This window comes from Klebsiella sp. KPN54798 (assembly GCF_021184225.1).
Classification (GTDB): Bacteria; Pseudomonadota; Gammaproteobacteria; order Enterobacterales; family Enterobacteriaceae; genus Klebsiella; species Klebsiella pneumoniae.
In genome coordinates, this window is sequence record NZ_CP089234.1 from 4,110,830 (window position 1) to 4,130,862 (window position 20,033).

21 protein-coding genes and 1 pseudogene are annotated in these 20,033 nt (G+C 56.0%); 9 read left to right on the plus strand and 13 right to left on the minus strand.

Annotated elements, in window-relative coordinates; all coding sequences use genetic code 11:
- Positions 1–217 precede the first annotated feature (217 nt).
- The 3 genes from tomB to maa all read left to right on the plus strand — a co-directional run bounded on the left by tomB (position 218) and on the right by maa (position 1,562).
- Positions 218–592, plus strand: coding sequence for an Hha toxicity modulator TomB (gene tomB / locus LPQ25_RS19765; RefSeq protein WP_002892066.1), 375 nt, complete (start codon positions 218–220; stop codon positions 590–592).
- A gap of 26 nt (positions 593–618) precedes the next feature.
- Positions 619–837, plus strand: coding sequence for an HHA domain-containing protein (locus tag LPQ25_RS19770; protein WP_002892050.1), 219 nt, complete (start codon positions 619–621; stop codon positions 835–837).
- A gap of 158 nt (positions 838–995) precedes the next feature.
- Positions 996–1,562, plus strand: a complete 567-nt coding sequence (gene maa / locus LPQ25_RS19775; protein ID WP_002892030.1) for a maltose O-acetyltransferase — start codon at positions 996–998, stop codon at positions 1,560–1,562.
- Here maa and LPQ25_RS19780 read toward each other — a convergent pair.
- Complete coding sequence (locus tag LPQ25_RS19780; protein ID WP_004147370.1) at positions 1,534–1,674, minus strand: hypothetical protein; 141 nt, start codon at positions 1,672–1,674, stop codon at positions 1,534–1,536. The two genes, maa and LPQ25_RS19780, sit on opposite strands and share 29 nt — an antisense overlap.
- A gap of 20 nt (positions 1,675–1,694) precedes the next feature.
- On the opposite strand from LPQ25_RS19780, the gene LPQ25_RS19785 reads away from it, so the two are divergent.
- The gene (locus tag LPQ25_RS19785; RefSeq protein ID WP_002892026.1) at positions 1,695–2,165 is read left to right on the plus strand and encodes a YlaC family protein; all 471 of its coding nucleotides are present in this window, start codon (positions 1,695–1,697) and stop codon (positions 2,163–2,165) included.
- Here the strand turns inward: LPQ25_RS19785 and pdxR are convergent.
- Positions 2,140–3,591, minus strand: a complete 1,452-nt coding sequence (pdxR, locus tag LPQ25_RS19790; RefSeq protein ID WP_014907971.1) for a MocR-like pyridoxine biosynthesis transcription factor PdxR — start codon at positions 3,589–3,591, stop codon at positions 2,140–2,142. The genes LPQ25_RS19785 and pdxR overlap by 26 nt on opposite strands.
- Before the next feature lie 100 nt (positions 3,592–3,691).
- On the opposite strand from pdxR, the gene LPQ25_RS19795 reads away from it, so the two are divergent.
- The gene (locus LPQ25_RS19795; protein ID WP_002892021.1) at positions 3,692–4,390 is read left to right on the plus strand and encodes a GNAT family N-acetyltransferase; all 699 of its coding nucleotides are present in this window, start codon (positions 3,692–3,694) and stop codon (positions 4,388–4,390) included.
- Here LPQ25_RS19795 and ykgO read toward each other — a convergent pair.
- The 3 genes from ykgO to LPQ25_RS19810 form a co-directional block, all read right to left on the minus strand.
- Positions 4,387–4,527: a type B 50S ribosomal protein L36 gene (gene ykgO / locus LPQ25_RS19800; protein WP_002892018.1), complete on the minus strand. Its 141-nt coding sequence runs from the start codon at positions 4,525–4,527 to the stop codon at positions 4,387–4,389. The two genes, LPQ25_RS19795 and ykgO, sit on opposite strands and share 4 nt — an antisense overlap.
- Positions 4,527–4,790: a type B 50S ribosomal protein L31 gene (locus LPQ25_RS19805; RefSeq protein WP_002892011.1), complete on the minus strand. Its 264-nt coding sequence runs from the start codon at positions 4,788–4,790 to the stop codon at positions 4,527–4,529. The genes ykgO and LPQ25_RS19805 overlap by 1 nt, the downstream gene beginning before the upstream one ends.
- 115 nt (positions 4,791–4,905) lie before the next feature.
- Complete coding sequence (locus LPQ25_RS19810) at positions 4,906–5,976, minus strand: LacI family DNA-binding transcriptional regulator (RefSeq protein WP_002892007.1); 1,071 nt, start codon at positions 5,974–5,976, stop codon at positions 4,906–4,908.
- Between the two features lie 270 nt (positions 5,977–6,246).
- Between LPQ25_RS19810 and LPQ25_RS19815 the strand changes: the two genes are divergently transcribed.
- Positions 6,247–7,518 carry a maltoporin gene (locus LPQ25_RS19815; protein ID WP_004177240.1) on the plus strand — a complete coding sequence of 424 codons (1,272 nt, stop codon included), beginning with the start codon at positions 6,247–6,249 and terminating at the stop codon, positions 7,516–7,518.
- Positions 7,519–7,654: 136 nt separating this feature from the next.
- Here the strand turns inward: LPQ25_RS19815 and LPQ25_RS19820 are convergent, their stop codons facing one another.
- The 6 genes and pseudogenes from LPQ25_RS19820 to LPQ25_RS19845 all read right to left on the minus strand — a co-directional run bounded on the left by LPQ25_RS19820 (position 7,655) and on the right by LPQ25_RS19845 (position 14,793).
- Positions 7,655–7,969, minus strand: coding sequence for a glucose PTS transporter subunit EIIB (locus tag LPQ25_RS19820; protein WP_002892003.1), 315 nt, complete (start codon positions 7,967–7,969; stop codon positions 7,655–7,657).
- Positions 7,970–8,033: 64 nt separating this feature from the next.
- The gene (locus tag LPQ25_RS19825; protein WP_004177241.1) at positions 8,034–10,091 is read right to left on the minus strand and encodes a beta-galactosidase; all 2,058 of its coding nucleotides are present in this window, start codon (positions 10,089–10,091) and stop codon (positions 8,034–8,036) included.
- A 133-nt stretch (positions 10,092–10,224) separates the two neighbouring features.
- A pseudogene (locus tag LPQ25_RS19830) lies at positions 10,225–11,324 on the minus strand (glycoside hydrolase family 53 protein).
- A 4-nt stretch (positions 11,325–11,328) separates the two neighbouring features.
- Positions 11,329–12,180, minus strand: a complete 852-nt coding sequence (locus LPQ25_RS19835; RefSeq protein ID WP_000079398.1) for a sugar ABC transporter permease — start codon at positions 12,178–12,180, stop codon at positions 11,329–11,331.
- Positions 12,181–12,190: 10 nt separating this feature from the next.
- Positions 12,191–13,498: a carbohydrate ABC transporter permease gene (locus tag LPQ25_RS19840; protein ID WP_004177243.1), complete on the minus strand. Its 1,308-nt coding sequence runs from the start codon at positions 13,496–13,498 to the stop codon at positions 12,191–12,193.
- A 62-nt stretch (positions 13,499–13,560) separates the two neighbouring features.
- Positions 13,561–14,793 (minus strand): maltodextrin ABC transporter substrate-binding protein, encoded by a 1,233-nt coding sequence (locus LPQ25_RS19845; protein WP_040152462.1) that lies wholly within the window; start codon positions 14,791–14,793, stop codon positions 13,561–13,563.
- Positions 14,794–15,149: 356 nt separating this feature from the next.
- On the opposite strand from LPQ25_RS19845, the gene LPQ25_RS19850 reads away from it, so the two are divergent.
- The gene (locus LPQ25_RS19850) at positions 15,150–16,259 is read left to right on the plus strand and encodes an ABC transporter ATP-binding protein (RefSeq protein ID WP_004178760.1); all 1,110 of its coding nucleotides are present in this window, start codon (positions 15,150–15,152) and stop codon (positions 16,257–16,259) included.
- Positions 16,260–16,492: 233 nt separating this feature from the next.
- On the plus strand, positions 16,493–18,052 hold the full coding sequence (locus LPQ25_RS19855; RefSeq protein WP_012737514.1) for an EAL domain-containing protein: 1,560 nt from the start codon (positions 16,493–16,495) through the stop codon (positions 18,050–18,052).
- Between the two features lie 34 nt (positions 18,053–18,086).
- Here the strand turns inward: LPQ25_RS19855 and LPQ25_RS19860 are convergent, their stop codons facing one another.
- Complete coding sequence (locus LPQ25_RS19860; protein ID WP_002891985.1) at positions 18,087–18,359, minus strand: metal/formaldehyde-sensitive transcriptional repressor; 273 nt, start codon at positions 18,357–18,359, stop codon at positions 18,087–18,089.
- 163 nt (positions 18,360–18,522) lie between these two features.
- On the opposite strand from LPQ25_RS19860, the gene LPQ25_RS19865 reads away from it, so the two are divergent.
- A complete protein-coding gene (locus LPQ25_RS19865; protein ID WP_012737513.1) occupies positions 18,523–19,350 on the plus strand; it encodes a nickel/cobalt efflux protein RcnA in 828 nt (275 codons plus the stop codon).
- A gap of 44 nt (positions 19,351–19,394) precedes the next feature.
- Here LPQ25_RS19865 and yczE read toward each other — a convergent pair whose 3' ends face one another.
- On the minus strand, positions 19,395–20,009 hold the full coding sequence (gene yczE, locus LPQ25_RS19870; RefSeq protein WP_004177248.1) for a membrane protein YczE: 615 nt from the start codon (positions 20,007–20,009) through the stop codon (positions 19,395–19,397).
- Positions 20,010–20,033 lie beyond the last annotated feature (24 nt).

Below are 20,033 nucleotides of genomic sequence, written 5' to 3' on the forward strand. Positions count from 1 at the left end.
GGCTGTGGGCCAGCGCCTGCGAAATTAATTCGTCTATTTTTAAGATAATTTCTCTCTGATAATTGTAATTTTTCGTAATAGCACGATGAAATCTGTTGGAGAGTGGATTATAGTTAAATCAGCAGGATTACTCAGTTAGTGTCAGGTCAGTTAGTCGTGTTCATCCCACAACGGTGTTTGCTAGTCGTCGTTTAAACCACTCAAAAGGGGATGCGTTATGGACGAATACTCGCCAAAAAGACATGATATTGCACAGCTACGCTTTCTCTGCGAAACGCTGTATCATGACTGCCTTGCAAACCTGGAAGAGAGCAACCATGGCTGGGTCAACGACCCGACGTCGGCTGTCAATCTCCAGTTAAATGAATTGATCGAGCACATTGCCACATTCGCTCTTAATTATAAAATTAAGTATGCAGAGGATAATAAGCTGATCGCTCAGGTTGACGAATATCTGGACGACACTTTTACGTTGTTCAGTAACTACGGCATTAACTCTACGGATTTGCAAAAGTGGAAAAAATCCGGTAACCGACTATTTCGTTGCTTTGTCAACGCCAGCCGGGAAAACCCGGCCAGTCTATCGTGTTAGAATTATTACAATCAAAAGGTGGAATTATGTCTGATAAGCCATTAACTAAAACAGACTATTTGATGCGCTTACGTCGTTGCCAGACAATTGACACGCTGGAGCGCGTCATTGAAAAAAATAAATATGAACTGTCTGATAATGAGCTGGCGGTATTTTACTCAGCTGCCGACCATCGTCTGGCGGAACTGACCATGAATAAGCTATACGATAAAATCCCGACTTCTGTCTGGAAATTTATCCGCTAATTTACGCGTACTACGTGGTCTGCTGGCCGGACGGTACGGGTCAGCCGCCATAGGGTATCTTTGTGATAGACATCACATCATTCAGCCAACAGCAACCCTGTAACCGGTTTCTTTTTTATACTGCTACGGCCATCAACAGTCAGGTATAAGGAAGACCCATGAGTGAAGAAAAACGCAAAATGATCGCCGGTGAGCTCTATTTATCTGGCGACCCAACGCTTCGCGCCGATCGCCTGCGCGCCAGACAGTTGTTGCACCGTTATAATCATTCCGCCCCGGATGACCAGGAACAACGTCAGCATATTCTGGCCGAGCTGTTCGCTCGCGCCGGCGATGCGTATATCGAGCCAAGCTTTCGCTGCGACTATGGTTATAATATTTTTCTCGGCGCCGGTTTTTACGCCAATTTTGACTGCGTGATGCTCGACGTCTGCCCTATCCATATTGGCGATAACTGTATGCTGGCGCCAGGCGTCCATATTTATACCGCCACTCATCCGCTGGACGCCGATGCGCGTAATAGCGGCCAGGAATACGGCAAGCCGGTAACTATTGGCCACAATGTGTGGATTGGGGGTCGGGCAGTGATCAATCCCGGCGTGACCATTGGCGATAATGCGGTCATTGCGTCCGGCGCGGTGGTCACCAAAGACGTCCCTGCCTGTACCGTCGTCGGCGGTAACCCGGCGCAGATCATTAAGCGCCTTCCGCCGACAAATCCGTAACTGTTATGCTTTTCTGTAACTGATCTGTTACTTTCTCCGCAGAATATTGCAACATAAAATAGCCTTCAGGCTGAGCCTGCCGCGCCTGGTCCGCCGGGCGCGGCAGGCTCATTGCAGAATTCGAGGACCAAGATGACAGAAATACAACGCCTGCTGATTCACACCATTGACGAACTCAACGTCCAGGAAAAACGCGATAATCGCCCGCGTTTTAGTATCAGTTTTATCCGCAACCATCCGGGACTGTTTGTTGCCATGTATGCCGCGTTTCTGGCGACGCTGGTGGTCATGCTGCGCTCTGAAACGCTGGTAGACTCGGTCTGGTTGCTGGTGGTGCTGTTCATTCTGTTCAACGCCTTTTTCTTCTTTGACGTCTATCCACGCTATCGCTACGAGGATATCGATGTCCTCGACTTTCGCGTGTGCTACAACGGGGAATGGTACAACACCCGCTTTGTCCCCCGGCAGCTGATCGACCGTATCCTGCAGTCGCCAGACGTCGATAGCGAGCAGAAGGCGCAGCTCAAAAAGATGGTCGCCACCAAAGGCGAGCTATCCTTCTACGATGTCTTTACCCTCACGCGCGCCGGTGCTGCGCAATAAGGCGATTTAGGGTCCGCAGCGCCGGGAGATAGCGAGAAGCAGAGGTATTGCCATACCCAAGCACCAGTCCGCTCCGCGCTCGCTGCGGGTCGAGATAGAAATGACTTAACGCGGCGGGCGCCAGCTGAAACTGGCGCGCCTGCTGCGCAAGCGTCCGGTCATTAACGCCCTCCATCGCCACCGTCAGGTGCATCCCCCCTCCCCCGCCGAGAACGTCGCACGGCACGGTTATCTCTTGCGCCAGCGCCTCGCGCAGCTGTTGCTGACGTTTACGGTACAGGCGGCGCATCGCTGCCAGATGGCGCGCATAGTGTCCCTTCTCGATAAATCTGGCCAGCGCCCGCTGTTCAGCACGGTGTCCCCCGCGCAGCAGCGCGCCAATGGCGTCCTGAGCAGCATCCGCCAGCGCGGGCGGCATAACCATAAAACCGATACGCAACGCCGGAAACAGCGTTTTGCTGAAGGTGCCGAGATAGACCACCGGGGCATCAGGCACCATTCCCAGCATCGCCGGGATCGGTTCTCCGCTATGGCGAAACTCGCTGTCGTAGTCATCCTCCACAATCCACGCCCCGTGCCGGCGGGCATATTCCACGAGCGCCAGACGGCGCCCGGCGCTCATGATGCTCCCACAGGGATACTGGTGTGAAGGAGAGGTGAAAATGAGCCGGGGCGGCTCCGCGACGCCGTTGGCAATACACATCCCTTCATCGTCGACAGCCATTCCTCTGACCCGCAGTCCCGCCCGCTGAAAGCCACTCCTCGCCCCCAGGTACCCCGGTTCTTCCAGCCACACGCTGTCGCCCGGGTTGGTCAGTAGCGAGGCGCATAAGTTGACGCCTTCCAGCGCGCCTTCGGTGATGACGATCTGCCGGATATCGCACCGGATGCCCCGGGAGAGCGCCAGATGACGAGCGATAGCCTCTCGCAGCATAGGATCGCCCGCGGCTTCGCCATAACCCAGCAGCGCGCTACCATCTTCGCGTAGCACGTTATCCATCAGTCGCCGCCACAGCGGCAGCGGGAAATAGTTTACCGCCGGCATGCCTGGCGTAAATGCCAGCGTCGGTGAGTCGCGGCGCATCGCGGCTGGCAGCCTTTGCAGCCGCTCAGGCAGCACGACGGGCGGCATCTGACCCGCCTCCTGGCGGCAGGAGGCGAGTGGTGCCACCTGCGTTCCCTGACGGCTCCGTATCAGGTACCCCTCCAGCGCCAGCTGTTCCAGTGCGGCATTGACCGTATTCCGCGACAGGTGTAGCCGTTCGGCCATCACCCGCGATCCGGGTAAACGGCAGCGGGCCGTCAGGGTTCCCTGCAGGATAGCGTCACGTAAGGTGTGGTAAAGGGCGCGCTGTAAGGTTTCGACCGTGCGGTTCCGCATCCCCTGCGTCAACAGCGTAAAAAACCCCTCGTCCGGTATATTCATATTGCCTCCTCGTGGCCCCATAAAAACATACTCTAATGGCACTTTTTATGGAACCAGCGAGCGCGTACGCTGCCTGTAAATCCCCAATAAGGAAACCGCAATGTGCGAATATAATCAGTTTGGCCAGGCGCTCGGCGTCGCGCTGCCTGACTGGCAGCCGCGCCCCTGGCCGACACGACAGGTATTACAGGGCAGCCGTTGTCGACTCGAACCGCTGACTCTTGCTCATGCCAGCGATCTGTTCGCCGCTCACCAGCTGGCGCCAGACGCCCGCAGCTGGACGTGGCTGCTGCGTGAACCTGAGAGCAACCTTGCAGAATTCAGTGCCTGGGTGGAGCAGGTCGCCACGCTGGCAGACCCGATTCATTTTGCCGTCGTTGACCAGCAGCGAGGGAAAGCGGTCGGCTCGCTGGCGTTAATGCGTATCGATATCGCTCACGGTGTGGTAGAGGTGGGGCATGTGCATTTTTCACCGTTACTGAGCCGAACGGCCATGGCCACCGAAGCGCACTGGCTGTTGATGCAGTATGTCTTTGATACGCTCGGCTACCGTCGCTATGAATGGAAATGCAACAGTCTTAATATCCCATCAGCCCGGGCGGCAAGGCGGCTGGGGTTTCAGTACGAAGGACGTTTTCGCCAGGCGCTGGTGAGTAAAGGACACAACCGGGACACGGACTGGTTTTCGGTGATAGACGGCGAATGGCCGGAGCTGGATAACGCCATGCGCCAATGGCTGGCCGCCGACAATTTTACCGCCGACGGCCAACAGCGCCGCTCGCTGGAGAGTTTCCGTTAACGGCGTTTTTTGCGCCCCTGCACCGCTTTGAAGCGGGGGTTGCTCTTACAGATAACGTACAGCCGCCCTTTGCGTTTAACCAGCTGGCAATCCGGGTGGCGCTGTTTAGCGCTACGTAATGAGTTGACGACCTGCATCATGCTTTCCTTTTCGCATCAATAAAGCCGCCGAAGCGCTGGCGGAATCGGGCTGCACTGCCTTCATTGGCGAAGGTTTTTTGTTTGCCCGTGTAGTATGGATGCGATTTCGAGGAGACGTCGATCGTCACATACGGAAAAGTTTCGCCATCGAGTTCAATCACGCGATCGGTGCGGATAGTTGAGCCGACTTTAAAATACTCATTCGCGCTGGTGTCGTGAAACACCACCGTACGATAGGGAGGATGGATATGGGCTTTCATGCTGACCTCTTCATTACGTTATAACATAACATTAAGGGTACGCCGTGCTGTGACAAAGATCAACCCTGCTCAATTTAAGGGTAAGGTGATAAGGCGAGTTTCCCCGCCTTTGGCGTCAGGGTGCCAGACGGTGGGCGATGGCGCGGAGCTGTTCTGCAATGGCCTGCAGATCTTTTCCCTGCTCGATTCGGGCGCCGCTGGAATGGCGTATCACCAGGCGCGCCGGCAGAATGGATGAGGTATGAGGCGCCCCACTGGTGCTGGCGAGGATCCGCCGCACCGCCTCTTTCCCCTGCAGGTCGAGGTCGAGCGACACGGTACTCAGCGCCGGATAGAAAAAGGAGCTTTCGTAGGTATCGTCATAGCCAATAACCGACTTCTCACCCGGCACCGCCACCTGATGCTGATGGAAGGCGCTGAGCACCCCTAGCGCCATCTGATCATTACCCACCAGCACAGCGCTGAAATTAGGCGTTTCGCGCAGCATCTGCAGCGCGCCGGCGTAGCCGCTCTGCGCATCCCAGTTGCCGTGCAGGACGGTCACCGGCTTCAGACCGTAACCATCCAGGGTCTCCAGCCAGCTTTTTAACCGGAGTTTGGCCGAGACTGAGCTGTCCGGCCCCGCCAGCAGGGCGATCTCCCGATGCCCCATCTCATAGAGATATTTGACGCTGGCCCGGGTGCCGTCCGCCGGGTTAAACGAAACGTTAAACACGGAGCTGTAGGGATCAACGTCGAGAAACAGGCAGACGATATCATCGTTGTCAGCAGCGATTTTCTGCGCCTGTTCGGTCTCCAGCGGCACGTTGATAATGACTTTATCCACCCGCTGAGATTTCAGCTCATTGATGGAATCCTGGATGCTTTGGTTGACGCTCTCATCGATCATCGAAATCAGAACCTGGTAACCTTCCAGGTTGGCATAGCGTTTTACCGCCGCCGCCACCTGGGAAGGCGCATGCCAGGCCAGAGAAATAGTCACCAGCCCGACCGTCTGGCTCTCCTTCCCCACCAGCTGCTGCGCCAGCCGGTTTGGCACATAGCGTAAGGCCTCTATCGATTTCTCCACCTTGCGACGCGTCGCTTCGGATACATTAGCTGATTTGTTGAGTACCCTGGACACGGTCTGGTAAGAGACGCCCGCATGGCGTGCGACGTCTTCCAGAGTAGCGCTTTTAGACTTCATGGTCCGGTTCCTTATGTTGTTATCCCATGATTGTAACAGGGGCCATTTGAAAAAACGCTCACCGCCACCTCTCACTGCAAAACAATAGCGACAAAAGTATTACGTTCACAATACAACGAATTGTGAATCATCTCACCCATCGCAACAAAAACCACCGTGATTATTTGCAGTTAGTCACACAATAATCATATCTCATTTGCCTGAAGTTACATTTAGGCATTTTATGACACCAGTTATGTGAACGTAATACAAAACAATAAGAGGATAGAGATGAACACTACACTGCGCGCCCTTTCAGTCGCGTTAGCCGCTGCGCTAATCGCTCCTTCCGCGTTTGCGGCCACCGCCGCGATCCCAACGATCGATTTCCATGGCTATATGCGCGCCGGGGTTGGGGTCTCCGGCGACGGTAGCGAAGCGGAATGGCAAAAAAATAAGCTGGGCCGTTTGGGGAACGAGTCGGATACCTACGGCGAGCTGGAGCTGGGCTCTGAGGTCTATAAGAAAGATGACGTCAGCTTCTATCTCGACAGTATGGTCAGCATGGTCTCCGACGGCTCTAACGATAATGAAACCACGCTGAACGATGATGCACAGTTCGGCTTACGTCAGTTGAACCTGCAGATAAAGGGGCTGATCCCTGGCGATCCGAATGCGGTGATCTGGGGCGGTAAACGTTACTACCAGCGCCATGATCTGCATATCATCGATACCAAATACTGGAACATTTCCGGCTCCGGAGCCGGGGTGGAAAACTACACCCTCGGCCCGGGCGCCGTCTCGCTGGCCTGGATCCGCGGCGATGCCAACGATGTTGACTATCGCGTCGATGGCGACAGCAACGTCAATATCAACTATATCGATTTACGCTACGCGGGCTGGAAGCCATGGGCGGGCTCGTGGACCGAATTCGGTATCGACTACGCGATGCCAAACACCACCAAAAAACAGGATAGCTACGGCGGACTGTACGATGCTGACAACGGCGTCATGCTGACCGGTGAAATCAGTCAGGATATGCTGGGCGGCTATAACAAAACCGTGCTGCAGTACGCCAACAAAGGCCTGGCGCAGAACATGGTCTCCCAGGGTGGCGGCTGGTACGATATGTGGAACTACGTGAACGACGCCACCGGTTATCGCGTGATTAACACCGGCCTGATCCCGATTACTGAGAAGTTTTCTATCAACCACGTTCTGACCTGGGGCTCGGCGGATGACATTACCGACTATACCGACAAAACGCGGATGCTGTCGCTGGTCGCCCGCGGGCAGTACCAGTTCACCGACTACGTGCGCCTGATTGGCGAAGTCGGCGGTTTCTATCAGAAAGACAGCTACAACAATGGCACCAGCTACAAACAGGCCGGTGAGAAATACACCATTGCGTTGGGCCTGGCGGACGGGCCAGACTTTATGTCACGTCCGGAATTACGCATTTTTGCTTCATATTTGAATGATTCCGAAGATGGTAAACCGTTTGAAGACCAGACGGCGAATAATACCTGGAATTTCGGCGTGCAGGTTGAGGCCTGGTGGTAATTGCGCACGGCTAAGACTCATACGTTATTTTTATCTCCTGCTGTAAGACTGTTAATTATCTTCCGGTAAACTTTATTGCCACTGCTGTCTTTGTCTTATTTTCGGGATAACCTGCTTTCAGGTTATCCCGTTTTATTTATTTCCGGGCGGCAAAATGTTCATCCAGAAGCTGACGCAGCGCATCGGACTGTTTACCGAAAATAGCATGCACCTGCTGACCAAGAATAATAACCCCCAGCGCGCCCTGCTGCTGTAATGCTTCGGAGTCCACGGCCGCAAGATGGCGAACGCTAACCCGCAGACGGGTAATACAGGCGTCCACTTGCGTAATATTCGCTTCGCCACCAAAGGCCTGAATAAGCGCCTCGATTTGCTGTTTTTCCGCCTCGCTTAATGGCTGTGCCGGACGCGCTGGGGAGAAATAGTGCAGGAAGGATTTTAAACTCACCATAATAAACTCCAGGTTTAAGATAAAAAAAAGCCTGCTCGTCAGAGCAGGCGTGGAGAAGAAGAAATTACGCGTGACGACGGAGAATACGGCAATCCCATGCCGACAGGGTCAGTGGAGCCGATACCGCCGCGTCGGTCAGGCAATCCCAATACCCTTGCGGCAGGGTCAGGGTATGGTTTTGCGCGCTGTAGTTCTGCAGGAAGATAAATGCGTTGTCACCGTCGGTGCGCGCAGTCGCCACCACGCCGGGTGGTAACTCCGTCGCTATCGCCCGCGGCAGGGCCAGCTCCTTGCTCAGGGCGGTAAAGAAATCGCGCTGGAAGGCTAAATCGTTGCGGGAGGCCACATGCCAGGCTTTGCCTTTCCCGAACGCGTTCACCGTCACAGCCGGCCGTCCGGCATAAAAATCATCCCGGTAGGTGGCCAGCGCCTGGGCGCTCTCGATATGGATCAGTTCGCAGAGATGGCGCACCTGATAAGGGCCCTGCAGACCGCACTGATTCCCGGCAAGCCCCTGCACCAGATTAAACTCGCCGTCATTCAGGCAGTCGATCTCTTCCGCCCAGATCCCCAGCAGATTGCGCAGCGGGCCCGGGAAGCCGCCGAGATAGCAGAGATCGGACTCATTGACGATACCGGTCCAGTAGGTGGTCACCAGGTGGCCGCCGTTGGCGACAAACGCCTCCGCCCGACCGGCAAAGCCGTCGCGCACCATATATAACATCGGGGCAATCACTAACTGATACGGCGTTAAATCGACATCGGCGTCAATCACATCGACGGCGATGCCCTGCTCCCAGAACGGGCGGTAGTGCTCGTTGACCGTCTTCTCATATTCCATCCCAAGATTGCGCGGCCCCTGGGCGTCATCCAGCGCCCAGCGGTTCTGCTGGTCGAAGATAATCGCTACTTTCGCCTCGGTGCGACAGCCCCTCACCTCCGGCAGCTTGCTGAGGATCTCGCCGAGCTGGCAGACTTCGCGGCCAATGCGGGTATCAATATGTCCGACGTGGTCGACAACTGCGCCGTGAAATTTCTCAACCGAACCGCGGCTTTTCCGCCACTGGAAATACTGCACCGAGTCGGCGCCATGCGCCACCGCCTGTAGCGAGGAAAGAATATGCATTCCCGGCTTCTTCAGTTTGCTGGTCGGCTGCCAGTTGGTGGCGCCCGGGGTGGACTCCATCAGCACAAACGGTTTGCCGCCCTTCAGGCTGCGCATCATGTCGTGATACATCGCGGTGTAGCAGGCCAGCGCGGTTTCATCTTTATCGCGGTGCCACATCGGATAGCTGTCCCAGGAGATGAAATCCAGCGCCTCCGCCAGCTGCCAGTAGTCGTAATCGTAGAAATATTCCATAAAGTTGGTAGTCACCGGCAGGGAAGCATTCGCCGCCTTCAGCGGAGCAATTTCATGGCGGCAGAAATCGGTCACCTGAGCGGTGTTAAAGCGATGCCAGTCAAGATTAAGACCGTGGATCGACATCTCGCCCTGCGGCGCAGGCGATTCAATCTGCGACCAGTCGGTATAGGTATGACTCCAGAAGGTGCTCCACCAGGCCTGGTTGAGGTTCTCCAGGGTCTGGTAACGCGCCTTCAGCCAGTCGCGAAAACGGTTCTGGCAGAGATCGCAATGGCATTCACCGCCATATTCGTTGGAAATATGCCAGCCCAGCACCGCCGGGTGTGAGGAATAACGTTCTGCCAGCAGGGTATTGATTTGCAGGGTTTTCTCGCGATAGACCGGTGACGACATACAGTGGTTGTGACGGCCGCCGTGCAGGGCCGGCACCCGATCGCGCCCCACCCGCAGAACCTGCGGATAGCGCTGCGACATCCACGCCGGACGCGCGCCGCTCGGCGTGGCCAGAAACACATGAATGCCGGCGGCATACAGTTTATCGAGGATAATATCCAGCCAGGCGAAATTAAATACCCCTTCGCGTGGCTCCAGTTTCGCCCAGCTAAATATTCCCACCGACATCACATTGCATTTTGCCTGCTGCATCATGGCAATGTCTTTATCAATAATATCGGGGTCATTCTCCCATTGCTCCGGATTATAATCCGCGCCATGCAGCAGCGTACTAACCTTCGGATGTAAAGGTGCAAATTTATTCATAATAAACTTCCTGAAAAAGACGACAAAAAAAATTAATTAAAAACTTTTACCGACGGCAATACTTTTCCCTGGCAATCAAATAGCGCCTGATTTTCACGTGCATTACCCTCTTTCCACTCGTCGTGGATATATTTCATCCCCGCCGGGTGGCCCAGGTATTTCCCGGCACGGCAATCCATGTAGGCTCCCAATAGAAAATACCTTTGCCACGCTGGTCTGGCACATCAACCACCGCCTGCATTAAATCGTGAATATAGTTATATTGCCCCTGTACGCTGGCGGGATATCCCCATCCTTTTCCTCTTTCGCCTGGAAACTATTTTCCGCGTTATCGCAGTTGGCCAGGGTATAGGCATAGGCCGCCTCGACGACGATGACGTCTTTGTTATAGCGTTTGCTGATGTCATCCATATTGGCCTTCAGGGCGCTGATCGGGCCATTCCAGTAGGTGTACATCGACAGACCAATCATGTCATACGGTACATGGCGCTTGTCGATCTCATCAAACCACCAGCGGAAGGTATCGTTCTTGGTCCCTTCGGCCAGATGCAGCATGATTTTCACCTGCTCGCCCTGGCGCAGGTTCTCCTTCAGGCCAGCGATAGCCGCGTTCAGCAGGCCAGCCAGCCGGTCGAACTCTCCGCCGCCCTGCCCCCAGCTTTTCCCTTCCGGCCACAGGATGCCGCCGTTGATTTCGTTGCCGATCTGCACCATATCCGGCAGCACGCCCGCCTGCTTAAAGCGGGCGATGGTATCGCGGGTATAGTCATGAATCGCCGTTTTCAGCTGCGGGTAATCCAGCTTTTCCCAGGCTTTCGGCTTGAACTGCTTGCCGGGATCGGTCCAGAAATCGCTGTAGTGAAAATCAAGCAACAGCTTCATCCCCTGGGCTTTCGCCCGTTTCGCCAGCGCCAGGGTGGTGGCCAGATCATTGTTCCCACCGCCATAGTCCTCGCCGCTCGCCGATTGCGGATCCACCCACAGACGGAGGCGGACATAGTTGACGCCGTTCTCTTTCAGAATAGCGATCGGATCCTTGCGCTGATTATTCTGATCGTAGAACGTCGCCCCGTGCTTTTCGGCGTCCAGCAGCGTGGAGATATCCGCTCCTTTGATAAAGTCCGCCGGCATGCCCTGAAACGCGCGGGTTGCAAGCGCGTCCGCGGCCAGAGAAGAGGTGGAGAAACTGCATGCCAGACAAACCGCAAGCCATGCGGGTGTGAATCTTTTCATGTGCTTATCCTTTAGTACTGCCCGAGGTCAGGCCGGAGACGAAGTATTTTTGTAGCGCCAGGTAGAGGATCGCCACCGGTACGGCGATCAGCACCGCCCCCGCCGCGTAGGTGGTGTAGCTGGCACCCATTTTTTGCGCCACCAGGTTATACAGACCGATAGGCAGCGTGTATTTATCCGGGGTGCGCAGGATGGTGCTGGAGAGGATGAAATCCCCCAGCGGCCCAGTGAACGAGAACAGCGCCACCACCGCGAGGATGGGCCTCGACAACGGCATGATGATCTCGATAAAGATGCGAAAGCTGCTGGCGCCGTCCATGCGAGCGGACTCATCCAGGTCTTTAGGGATCGCGTCGAGATACCCTTTCATCAGCCAGGTATTCATCGGGATCATTCCCCCGACGTAGATCAGCACCAGCGCCAGGTGGCTGTTTATCAGGCCAAGCAGTTGCGACAGCACAAAGATGGCAATCAGCGCGGAAAACTGCGGGATCATCTGCAGCAGCAGGAACAACATCAGCCCGTTCTGCCGCCCTTTAAAGCGGAAGCGGGAGAAGGCGTAAGCGGTAAAGCTAACGCTAATCAGGGTCAGCACCATGGTCAGGAAGCTGATTTTCATCGAGTTCCAGTACCAGGTGAGGTAATTCACATTGCCATTGAACAGATCGGCATAGTGCTGGAACGACACATTTTCCGGAATGATTGAGGTACTGAGCAGGCTATTGCCGGCGTTCAGCGACGCCCCGACCGTCCAGACCAGCGGATAGATAATCACCACTGAGACCAGAATAACCACCAGCCAGGTGAGAGAGAGCCGGATCCACTTTTCGCGTTTAATACTGGGTGATTGAGCCATGTTGCTTCCCTTACGCCATGTCGTCATTTTTGAAGGATTTGGTGGCGCGGAACTGCCACAGCGCCAGGCCGACGACAAAGATCGACAGCAGGATCGTGATGGTCGCCGCGATGGCGTACTGCGACGAAGACATCGTCAGCTTATAGATCCACGACACCAGAATATCCGTCCCGCCGGCGTTAGAGCCTGCCACCGCAGGGCCGCCGTTGTTGAACAGGTAAATGATATTGAAGTTATTAAAGTTGAAGGTGTACTGGGTGATGATGATCGGCGCGATCGCATACAGCACCAGCGGCAGGGTGATGGTGCGCAGACGGGTAAAGGCGCTGGCGCCGTCCATCGTCGCCGCTTCATACAGATCGTCCGGGATCGCCTGCAACACGCCGGTGGTCATGGCAAAGACAAACGGGAAGCCAAGCCAGGTCTGCATCATGATCAGCGCCGTTTTGGTCCAGAACGGATCGGTGAGCCATGCCTTCGGACTGATGCCAAAAAAGGACAGGATCGCGTTGTTGATGACCCCGAAGGAGTCGTTGAACATGCCGGCAAAAACGAGAATGGTGACAAACCCCGGCACCGCCCACGGCAAAATAAAGATGGTGCGGATCAGCGGCTTAAAGCGCAGATCTTTTTGGTTGACCAGAATCGCCAACAACACGCCCACCGTACACTGCAGGGTGGTCGCCAGCAGCGTCCACACCACGGTCCACTGCAGCACATCCAGGAAAGTGGAGCGCCAGATGGAGAGGGTGAAAATATTAATAAAGTTTTTCAGCCCCACCCAGTCCACCAGCTTCGCCGGCGGGGTGTGGTACAGGTTGTAGTTGGTGAAGGCGATGGCGAAACCGAACAGAATCGGAAAGATCACCACAAACACCAGCAGAATAAAGCCCGGGGTGATCATCAGGTACGGAAAGCCGTCGCTCAGCAGCATCTGGTACTGCTTACGCACGCTGTTCAGGGCGATCCCCTCATCGCGTTTTTTGCCGTTGAGCCACGCATCCCGCAGCGAGAGAAAATAGATCAGCACGCCGAAAGCGACGATCAGCACGCTGATAATCCCCTCGGCTAACAGGAAGATAGAGTTATCCCGCGGTACCTCTTCACCCAGGGTATATAACCCCCACAACCCCTCACGCAGGAAATCATAAAAAATCCCCAGAAAGCTACTCAGCAGCACCAGGAAGACCAGCCCTTTCAGCCACTGGCGATGATAAAACTGACCGAAACCCGGCACGATTGCCAGCAGCAGGCCGCACCATGCATGGCGCCCGGGCCCGCGTGCGTCGCTAAAATTTTCGCTGGAATGGATGCTCACACTCGACTCCTTCTACAAACGGGAGGTCCCCCTCCCGCTCGGTGACTTCACGTGACGGTGAATTACTGATTGCTGGCCTGCATCGCTTCGATCTGCATCGTGATCTGTTTCACCGCGTTATCAAGCGCGGCCTGCGGCGCCTGCTTACCGGTGAGGCTCAGTTCAAGCGCGGCGTTGGCCGGCCCCCACACTTCCCCCATCTCGGGAATGCCCGGCATCGCTACCGCTCGCGCCGACTGGGTGGCGACGGCGCTAGCCTTTTGGTCGTTTTTAATCACCGGATCGTCAATCATCGCCTTCAGCGGCGGAATTTCGCCAGTAGCGACATAGCGGGCTTTCACATACTGCGGCTGGTTGATGAACTCGATAAACTGTTGCGCCAGCGCTTTGTCTTTACTCCAGGTCGATACTACATAGCCTTTGACGCCGAGGAAGGAGCTCATCGGCTTGCCGTCCGGCAGGGTCGGCAGGGGCGCCACGCCATAGTTAATGCCAGCGGCTTCATACGGCTGGAAGGCCCAGGGGCCGTTGATCACCGCCGCCGCTTTTTTCTCGGTAAACAGGGAATCGATGGCATTCAGCCCGTTATCGCCGAGGATCCCCGCCGGAAAGACCTTCTCGGCATAGAATTTTTTCAGGAAGGTGACGGCTTCGACGGCGCCGGGGGTATTGAGACCCACCTGCTGCGGGTTAAAGCCGCCGCTGTCGTTTTTAGCAAAGATATAGCCGCCCATCGGGCCAATCGCCCCCCAGCTGTAATAGATCTGGTCAAACTTGGCGAGCAGGCCGTATTTGTTCTGCTCGCGCTGGGTTTTCGAGTAGTCCAGCCAGGCCTGCAGGCTGTCCAGCGGCTTGTCGATCAGGTCCTTGTTGTAGATAAGCACCAGGGTTTCCACCGCCTTCGGGATCCCATACAGCGCGTTGTCCATGCGGAAGGCATTGATGGAGGCTGGCGTAAAGGCATCCTGTTTCGCCTGATCGACGCTGAGCGGCGAGAGTAGTCCCTGAACCACGGCGCCGCCGAGCTGGTCATTCGGGATCACCAGCACGTCCGGCCCAATGCCCGCCGGGCCGTCGAGGCGCAGTTTTTCCAGTTGCTGGGCGTAGGGCATCTCCTGGAGATTGACCTTCACGTTGTACTGCTTTTCAAAATCGCTAACCGCGGTTTTGATGCCAGCGGATTTTTTAATGTCCTCCCAGACGTTGAGCTGCCCGGCGGCATGCGCCTGCAGGCTGGCGAGTTGCCCCGCCGCCAGGGTGGTAAGGATCAGTGCAGCAAGCGTGTTCTTTTTCATTATCAACCTCATGTGAAGGTATAACAATTTAATGGTTTTTATTTGAATTCCGTCTGCCAGTTAGAAAAATAAATCTTTTCAAACTGCCGTATTACGTGGAAAACATGTTCTGATGCGCTTTTGTTATACGCTACGCTTTGATCATTGATAAAACTACCATAAGCTGCCAGTTGTGTGATCATCCTTGCAGAAATGAAACGTCCCTGTATGGCGCAAAATCCGCGGAAGTTATAGTCAGGGCATGATTTTACTGCTGTTGAACATCGTCACATCGATTTGTTACACGTAATACAAATCACACTCAACATAGCGATAAGCCAACGGCAAATAACAGCTACTCACTCCGGGGAATGTGGATGTCCAATATACGACTGAGGAATGTCACCAAAAGGTTCGGCAGCACGGTGACGCTGCACCAGGTCAATCTCGATATTGAAGATGGCGAGTTTGCCGTCTTCGTCGGCCCTTCCGGTTGTGGAAAATCGACGCTACTGCGCATGATTGCCGGGCTGGAAGAGGTCAGCGAAGGAGAAGTACTGATCGGCGATGAGGTGATGAATGATGTCGTGCCCGCCCGCCGCGGCGTGGCGATGGTCTTCCAGTCCTATGCGCTCTATCCGCACATGACGGTGGCAGAGAACATGGGCTACGGGCTGAAGGTGAATAAAGTGCCGAAAACGGAGATCCGTCGCCAGGTGGAAATGGTGGCTAAAACGCTGCAGCTCTCGCACCTGCTGGATCGTAAACCGAAGCAGCTCTCTGGCGGCCAGCGGCAGCGCGTGGCCATTGGCCGGGCGATCGTGCGTAATCCCCGGGTGTTTATGTTCGATGAGCCGCTCTCTAACCTTGATGCGGAGCTGCGCGTCGATATGCGCCTGCATATTGCCCGTCTGCACCAGGAGCTGAAGACCACTATGGTGTATGTCACGCACGATCAGGTGGAGGCGATGACGCTGGCCGATAAAATCGTGGTCATGAACTACGGGAAAGTCGAACAAATGGGTTCGCCGATGGCGCTGTACTACAATCCGGTCAACAAATTCGTCGCCGGCTTTATCGGCTCGCCGAAGATGAACTTTCTGCCGGCTATCGTCAGCGACTGGCAGCCGGAACGCTTAACGGTCACCCTCGCGCAGGACCATCAGCTGGCCCTGAATATCGCCACCCAGCCGCTGAAGCCCGGCGCTGCGGTGACGCTGGGGATCCGGCCGGAGCACCTCACCCCGGAAGTCGCCACCGGTACCGTGGTGGAGTTTCAATGTGAAGTGGTGGAGCGTCTGGGCAACAATACCTATCTGTTCGGCCAGTGCTACGGCCACGACAACGTCAAGGTTCTGCTGCCCGGCGACGTCCATTTCCGCCCCTGGCAGAAAATTAAGCTGGCTTTCGATGAGCGCTTCTGCATGGTGTTTGATGAGAACGACCTGCGCATCAGCGCTGATATCCCGGCTCCGGATGCACACTAGCTAACATATTGCTGTCATCTGCGCAGCGTATGCTGCGACTGAATGCCGGAACACACCCTGCCCGGCATTCACACCCTCATTTTTATTCTGCTACATCGGAATCATCCTTCTCTCCCGGCATCGCAGCCTGTTGTGATGCCGGCTTTTTCCCCAAACGACGCGTTTTCTCCCGCTGCGCCCGAATTATCTTTCGCATATACTGATGACACCCGGCGAACGATAAGGACACAGGCATGAGGACCCGGCATCTGATGGCGCTGTTTACAGGAGTGCTGATACTGGCCATCATCCTGCCCATTTCACTCAGCATCTGGCAGGCGGCGCGGCAGGCCAAAATGCAGTTCTATCGTGAACTGGATGACTATTCCAACCGTATCGTCGTTCGGACGCTGCAGGTTGCCGACCAGGCCCGGGAAGCGTTACGAGAGGCTGACGCACACACCGCCGCCTCCTGTAGCCCTGAACATCTGCTTACGCTCCGCCGCATCGCCTATACCCATCGCTACATTCAGGAAGTGCTCTGGCTGCGTGATTCCGTGCCGCAATGCTCCTCCCTGGAAGACCATAGCGTCGCGGTCACCTTCCCCCCGCCGGACCACATTGCCCCCGACGGCTATCGCACCTGGCTGACCTCAATTAACGATCTTGGCCTCGATCATCAGATGACGGCCATGGGCAGCCGGCAGCACATGGTGATGATCGACCCCGTCTCCTTTATTGATGTCGTTCCCGCCAGCGAAGAGAAGATCCATACCATGCTGTTTGGCCTGGACCACCAGAAAATGGTGATCAGCAGTCAGCCGCTGCCGGCGAAAGTCTGGCAACGCATTAAAGATCCGCATGTGGATATGCTTACTCTGGATAACACAGTCTACCGGATCCAGCGCATTCCCGAGCTGGGCTCTGGCATCGTAACCTGGTCTTCAACCTTGCCGCTGCAGCAGCGCATTCGACAGCAGCTGTTCTTCTGGCTCCCTGCCGGCATTTTCACCAGCCTGCTCGCCACCTGGCTGCTGCTGCGTCTGCTAAGGCACCTGCGCTCACCGCGCAACAGCATGCTGGACGCCCTCAACTCCGAAGCGATTCAGGTTCACTATCAGCCGATAATCTCGTTGCAGGACGGGAAAATCGCCGGGGCCGAGGCGCTGGCCCGCTGGCAGCAACCCGACGGCACCTTTTTATCGCCGGATATTTTTATTCCTCTGGCCGAGCAGACCGGGCTCATCACGCAGCTGACGGAAGATATCGTCAGGAAAATTTTTGCCGATCTCGGCCCCTGGCTGCGGCAGCGGCCGGAAGTGCACATCTCCATCAACCTGTCGGTAGATGATTTACGCTCGCCCACCCTACCGATGTTGTTGCACGATCAGCTGCAGCACTGGGGGATCGCCGCCGAACAGATCATCCTTGAAATCACCGAGCGCGGGTTTGTCGACCCGGAGACCACCATGCCGGTGATCGCTCACTACCGTCAGGCCGGGCATCGGATCTCGATTGATGACTTTGGCACCGGCTACTCCAGCCTGAGCTATCTGCAGAAACTGGACGTCGACACGCTGAAAATCGATAAATCTTTTGTCGATACCCTCGAGTACCGGCCGCTGACGCCGCACATTATTGAAATGGCCAAAGCGCTCAATCTGGCCACCGTCGCCGAAGGGGTGGAAACCGAAAGCCAGCGCGACTGGCTGCGCCAGCACGGCGTTCAGTACGCCCAGGGGTGGCTTTACAGCAAAGCGCTGCCAAAAGAGCAGTTCATTCTGTGGGCAGAGCATAACCTCCATGCGCATTAAGCGGCGGGTGGCTTGAGCGGAACGTCAGGGGGCGCTACTTCAGATAGGATTTAATCACCTGCATCACCGTCTCCAGATCCGCTTCGCGCTGCGTCTCGTCAGGCTCTTTCACCACATGGTCGGTAAGATGCCCCTGAATAACCTGCAGCATCATGCCGTTGACCGCGCCGCGGATCGCCGCCAGCTGCTGTAATATTTCAGCGCACTCATGCTCGCGATTAAGCATTTTCTCTAACGCGGTACTCTGCCCCTGAATTTTCTTCAGCCGGGTCAGTAACATCTTTTTGTGTCGAACTGTATGTGACATTGCACGATCCACCGTTTCATTCTGTCCGGGATTACCGACCTGCGTGGTCAGCAACGCCTGCCAGCATACCATGATCCTTTTTATTAGCCGCTTTATCTACTGGGGGGTAGTATTTTACTACTGGGGGGAGTAGGATAATCGCACTTTTGGCAAGGATCCCGATATGAACGATTACACTTCCCTTCTGCAGCAGGGCAATGCCTGGCTGTTTATACCCAGCGCAATACTGCTCGGCGCGCTGCACGGTCTCGAACCCGGGCACTCAAAAACAATGATGGCCGCCTTTATCGTGGCGGTGCGAGGAACCTTAAAACAGGCGGTACTGCTGGGGCTGGCGGCCACGGTTTCGCATACGGCGGTGGTCTGGCTGATCGCCATGGCCGGCCTGTGGTTTGGCCGCGGCTGGAACGCCCAAACCTCTGAACCCTGGTTTCAGCTGGTCTCAGGGATTGTCATTGTGCTGATTGCCTGCTGGATACTCTGGCGCATCTGGCGCGAATCGCAGCCTCACACGCACCATGAGCACCACCATGAACATGATCACCACCATGACCATGATCACCGCCATGACCATCACCATGCGTCCTCATCCGCCGCGCCGCTGGTGGCGGAGGAGTGGCAGGACGCGCATCAGCGGGCTCATGCTCAGGAGATCAACCGGCGCTTTGATGGCCGCCAGGTGACGACCGGGCAGATCGTGCTGTTTGGCCTGACCGGCGGGCTGATCCCCTGCCCGGCGTCCATTACCGTGCTGCTTATCTGTTTACAGCTGAAGAAATTCTCGCTGGGCGCCACGCTGGTACTGGGCTTTAGCGTTGGTCTGGCGCTGACGCTGGTGGCTTCCGGGGCCATCGCCGCCCTGAGCCTTAAACATGCCACCCGCCGCTGGCCGTGGCTTAACGACCTCTCGCGCAAGGCGCCCTGGTTCTCAGGCTTACTGATTATTGTGGTGGGGATCTACATGATGCTTCATGGCCTGAGCGGCCTGTAAGCGATGAAAGGCCCTCTCCATGATGAAGAGGGCGATGGGTTAATTCAGGAGACTATTTCCCGGGGAGGGCTGACCGCGTTGCGGCTGACGGGCTGGCTGAACCAAGGTAGGCACAGCTGGATCAGCGGCCCAATCGACAGCGCGTAGATGACGGTTCCGACGCCAAATTTGCCCCCCAGCAGCCAGCCAATCAGCAGTACGGAAAGCTCGATCGCCGTCCGGATACCGCGCAGTGACCAACCAGTGCGAGCATGCAGACCGGTCATCAGGCCATCGCGCGGCCCGGGGCCAAAGCCCGCGCCAATATACATTCCGGTAGCGATAGCGTTCAGCACAATCGCTCCTACCAGCAGCGCACTGCGCGCCACCATCGACTCCAGCGGCGGCAGGACGGCCAGCGTGGCGTCCGCCGCTAGTCCCAGCACGATGACATTGCTCACCGTGCCGAGCCCCGGCATTTGCCGGATCGGGATCCACAGCAGCAGTACCGCCGCGCCGGTCAGGATAATCACCGTACCGAAACTGATACCCAGCTGTTTAGCCACCCCGAGATGGAAAACATCCCACGGATCGGCGCCGAGATTGGCATGCACGAAGAGCGCCGTGGACACGCCGTAAAGCACCAGACCAATATATAACTGCAGCAGGCGACGAAGCATATTTTTTCCTCAACATCATTGCGA

Bases quoted from the DNA above. Each gene is read 5' to 3' on its own strand.
- tomB (WP_002892066.1), top strand. From the start codon at position 218: ATGGACGAATACTCGCCAAAAAGACATGATATTGCACAGCTACGCTTT.
- LPQ25_RS19770 (WP_002892050.1), top strand. From the start codon at position 619: ATGTCTGATAAGCCATTAACTAAAACAGACTATTTGATGCGCTTACGT.
- maa (WP_002892030.1), top strand. From the start codon at position 996: ATGAGTGAAGAAAAACGCAAAATGATCGCCGGTGAGCTCTATTTATCT.
- LPQ25_RS19780 (WP_004147370.1), bottom strand. From the start codon at position 1,674: ATGAGCCTGCCGCGCCCGGCGGACCAGGCGCGGCAGGCTCAGCCTGAA.
- LPQ25_RS19785 (WP_002892026.1), top strand. From the start codon at position 1,695: ATGACAGAAATACAACGCCTGCTGATTCACACCATTGACGAACTCAAC.
- pdxR (WP_014907971.1), bottom strand. From the start codon at position 3,591: ATGAATATACCGGACGAGGGGTTTTTTACGCTGTTGACGCAGGGGATG.
- LPQ25_RS19795 (WP_002892021.1), top strand. From the start codon at position 3,692: ATGTGCGAATATAATCAGTTTGGCCAGGCGCTCGGCGTCGCGCTGCCT.
- ykgO (WP_002892018.1), bottom strand. From the start codon at position 4,527: ATGCAGGTCGTCAACTCATTACGTAGCGCTAAACAGCGCCACCCGGAT.
- LPQ25_RS19805 (WP_002892011.1), bottom strand. From the start codon at position 4,790: ATGAAAGCCCATATCCATCCTCCCTATCGTACGGTGGTGTTTCACGAC.
- LPQ25_RS19810 (WP_002892007.1), bottom strand. From the start codon at position 5,976: ATGAAGTCTAAAAGCGCTACTCTGGAAGACGTCGCACGCCATGCGGGC.
- LPQ25_RS19815 (WP_004177240.1), top strand. From the start codon at position 6,247: ATGAACACTACACTGCGCGCCCTTTCAGTCGCGTTAGCCGCTGCGCTA.
- LPQ25_RS19820 (WP_002892003.1), bottom strand. From the start codon at position 7,969: ATGGTGAGTTTAAAATCCTTCCTGCACTATTTCTCCCCAGCGCGTCCG.
- LPQ25_RS19825 (WP_004177241.1), bottom strand. From the start codon at position 10,091: ATGAATAAATTTGCACCTTTACATCCGAAGGTTAGTACGCTGCTGCAT.
- LPQ25_RS19835 (WP_000079398.1), bottom strand. From the start codon at position 12,180: ATGGCTCAATCACCCAGTATTAAACGCGAAAAGTGGATCCGGCTCTCT.
- LPQ25_RS19845 (WP_040152462.1), bottom strand. From the start codon at position 14,793: ATGAAAAAGAACACGCTTGCTGCACTGATCCTTACCACCCTGGCGGCG.
- LPQ25_RS19850 (WP_004178760.1), top strand. From the start codon at position 15,150: ATGTCCAATATACGACTGAGGAATGTCACCAAAAGGTTCGGCAGCACG.
- LPQ25_RS19855 (WP_012737514.1), top strand. From the start codon at position 16,493: ATGAGGACCCGGCATCTGATGGCGCTGTTTACAGGAGTGCTGATACTG.
- LPQ25_RS19860 (WP_002891985.1), bottom strand. From the start codon at position 18,359: ATGTCACATACAGTTCGACACAAAAAGATGTTACTGACCCGGCTGAAG.
- LPQ25_RS19865 (WP_012737513.1), top strand. From the start codon at position 18,523: ATGAACGATTACACTTCCCTTCTGCAGCAGGGCAATGCCTGGCTGTTT.
- yczE (WP_004177248.1), bottom strand. From the start codon at position 20,009: ATGCTTCGTCGCCTGCTGCAGTTATATATTGGTCTGGTGCTTTACGGC.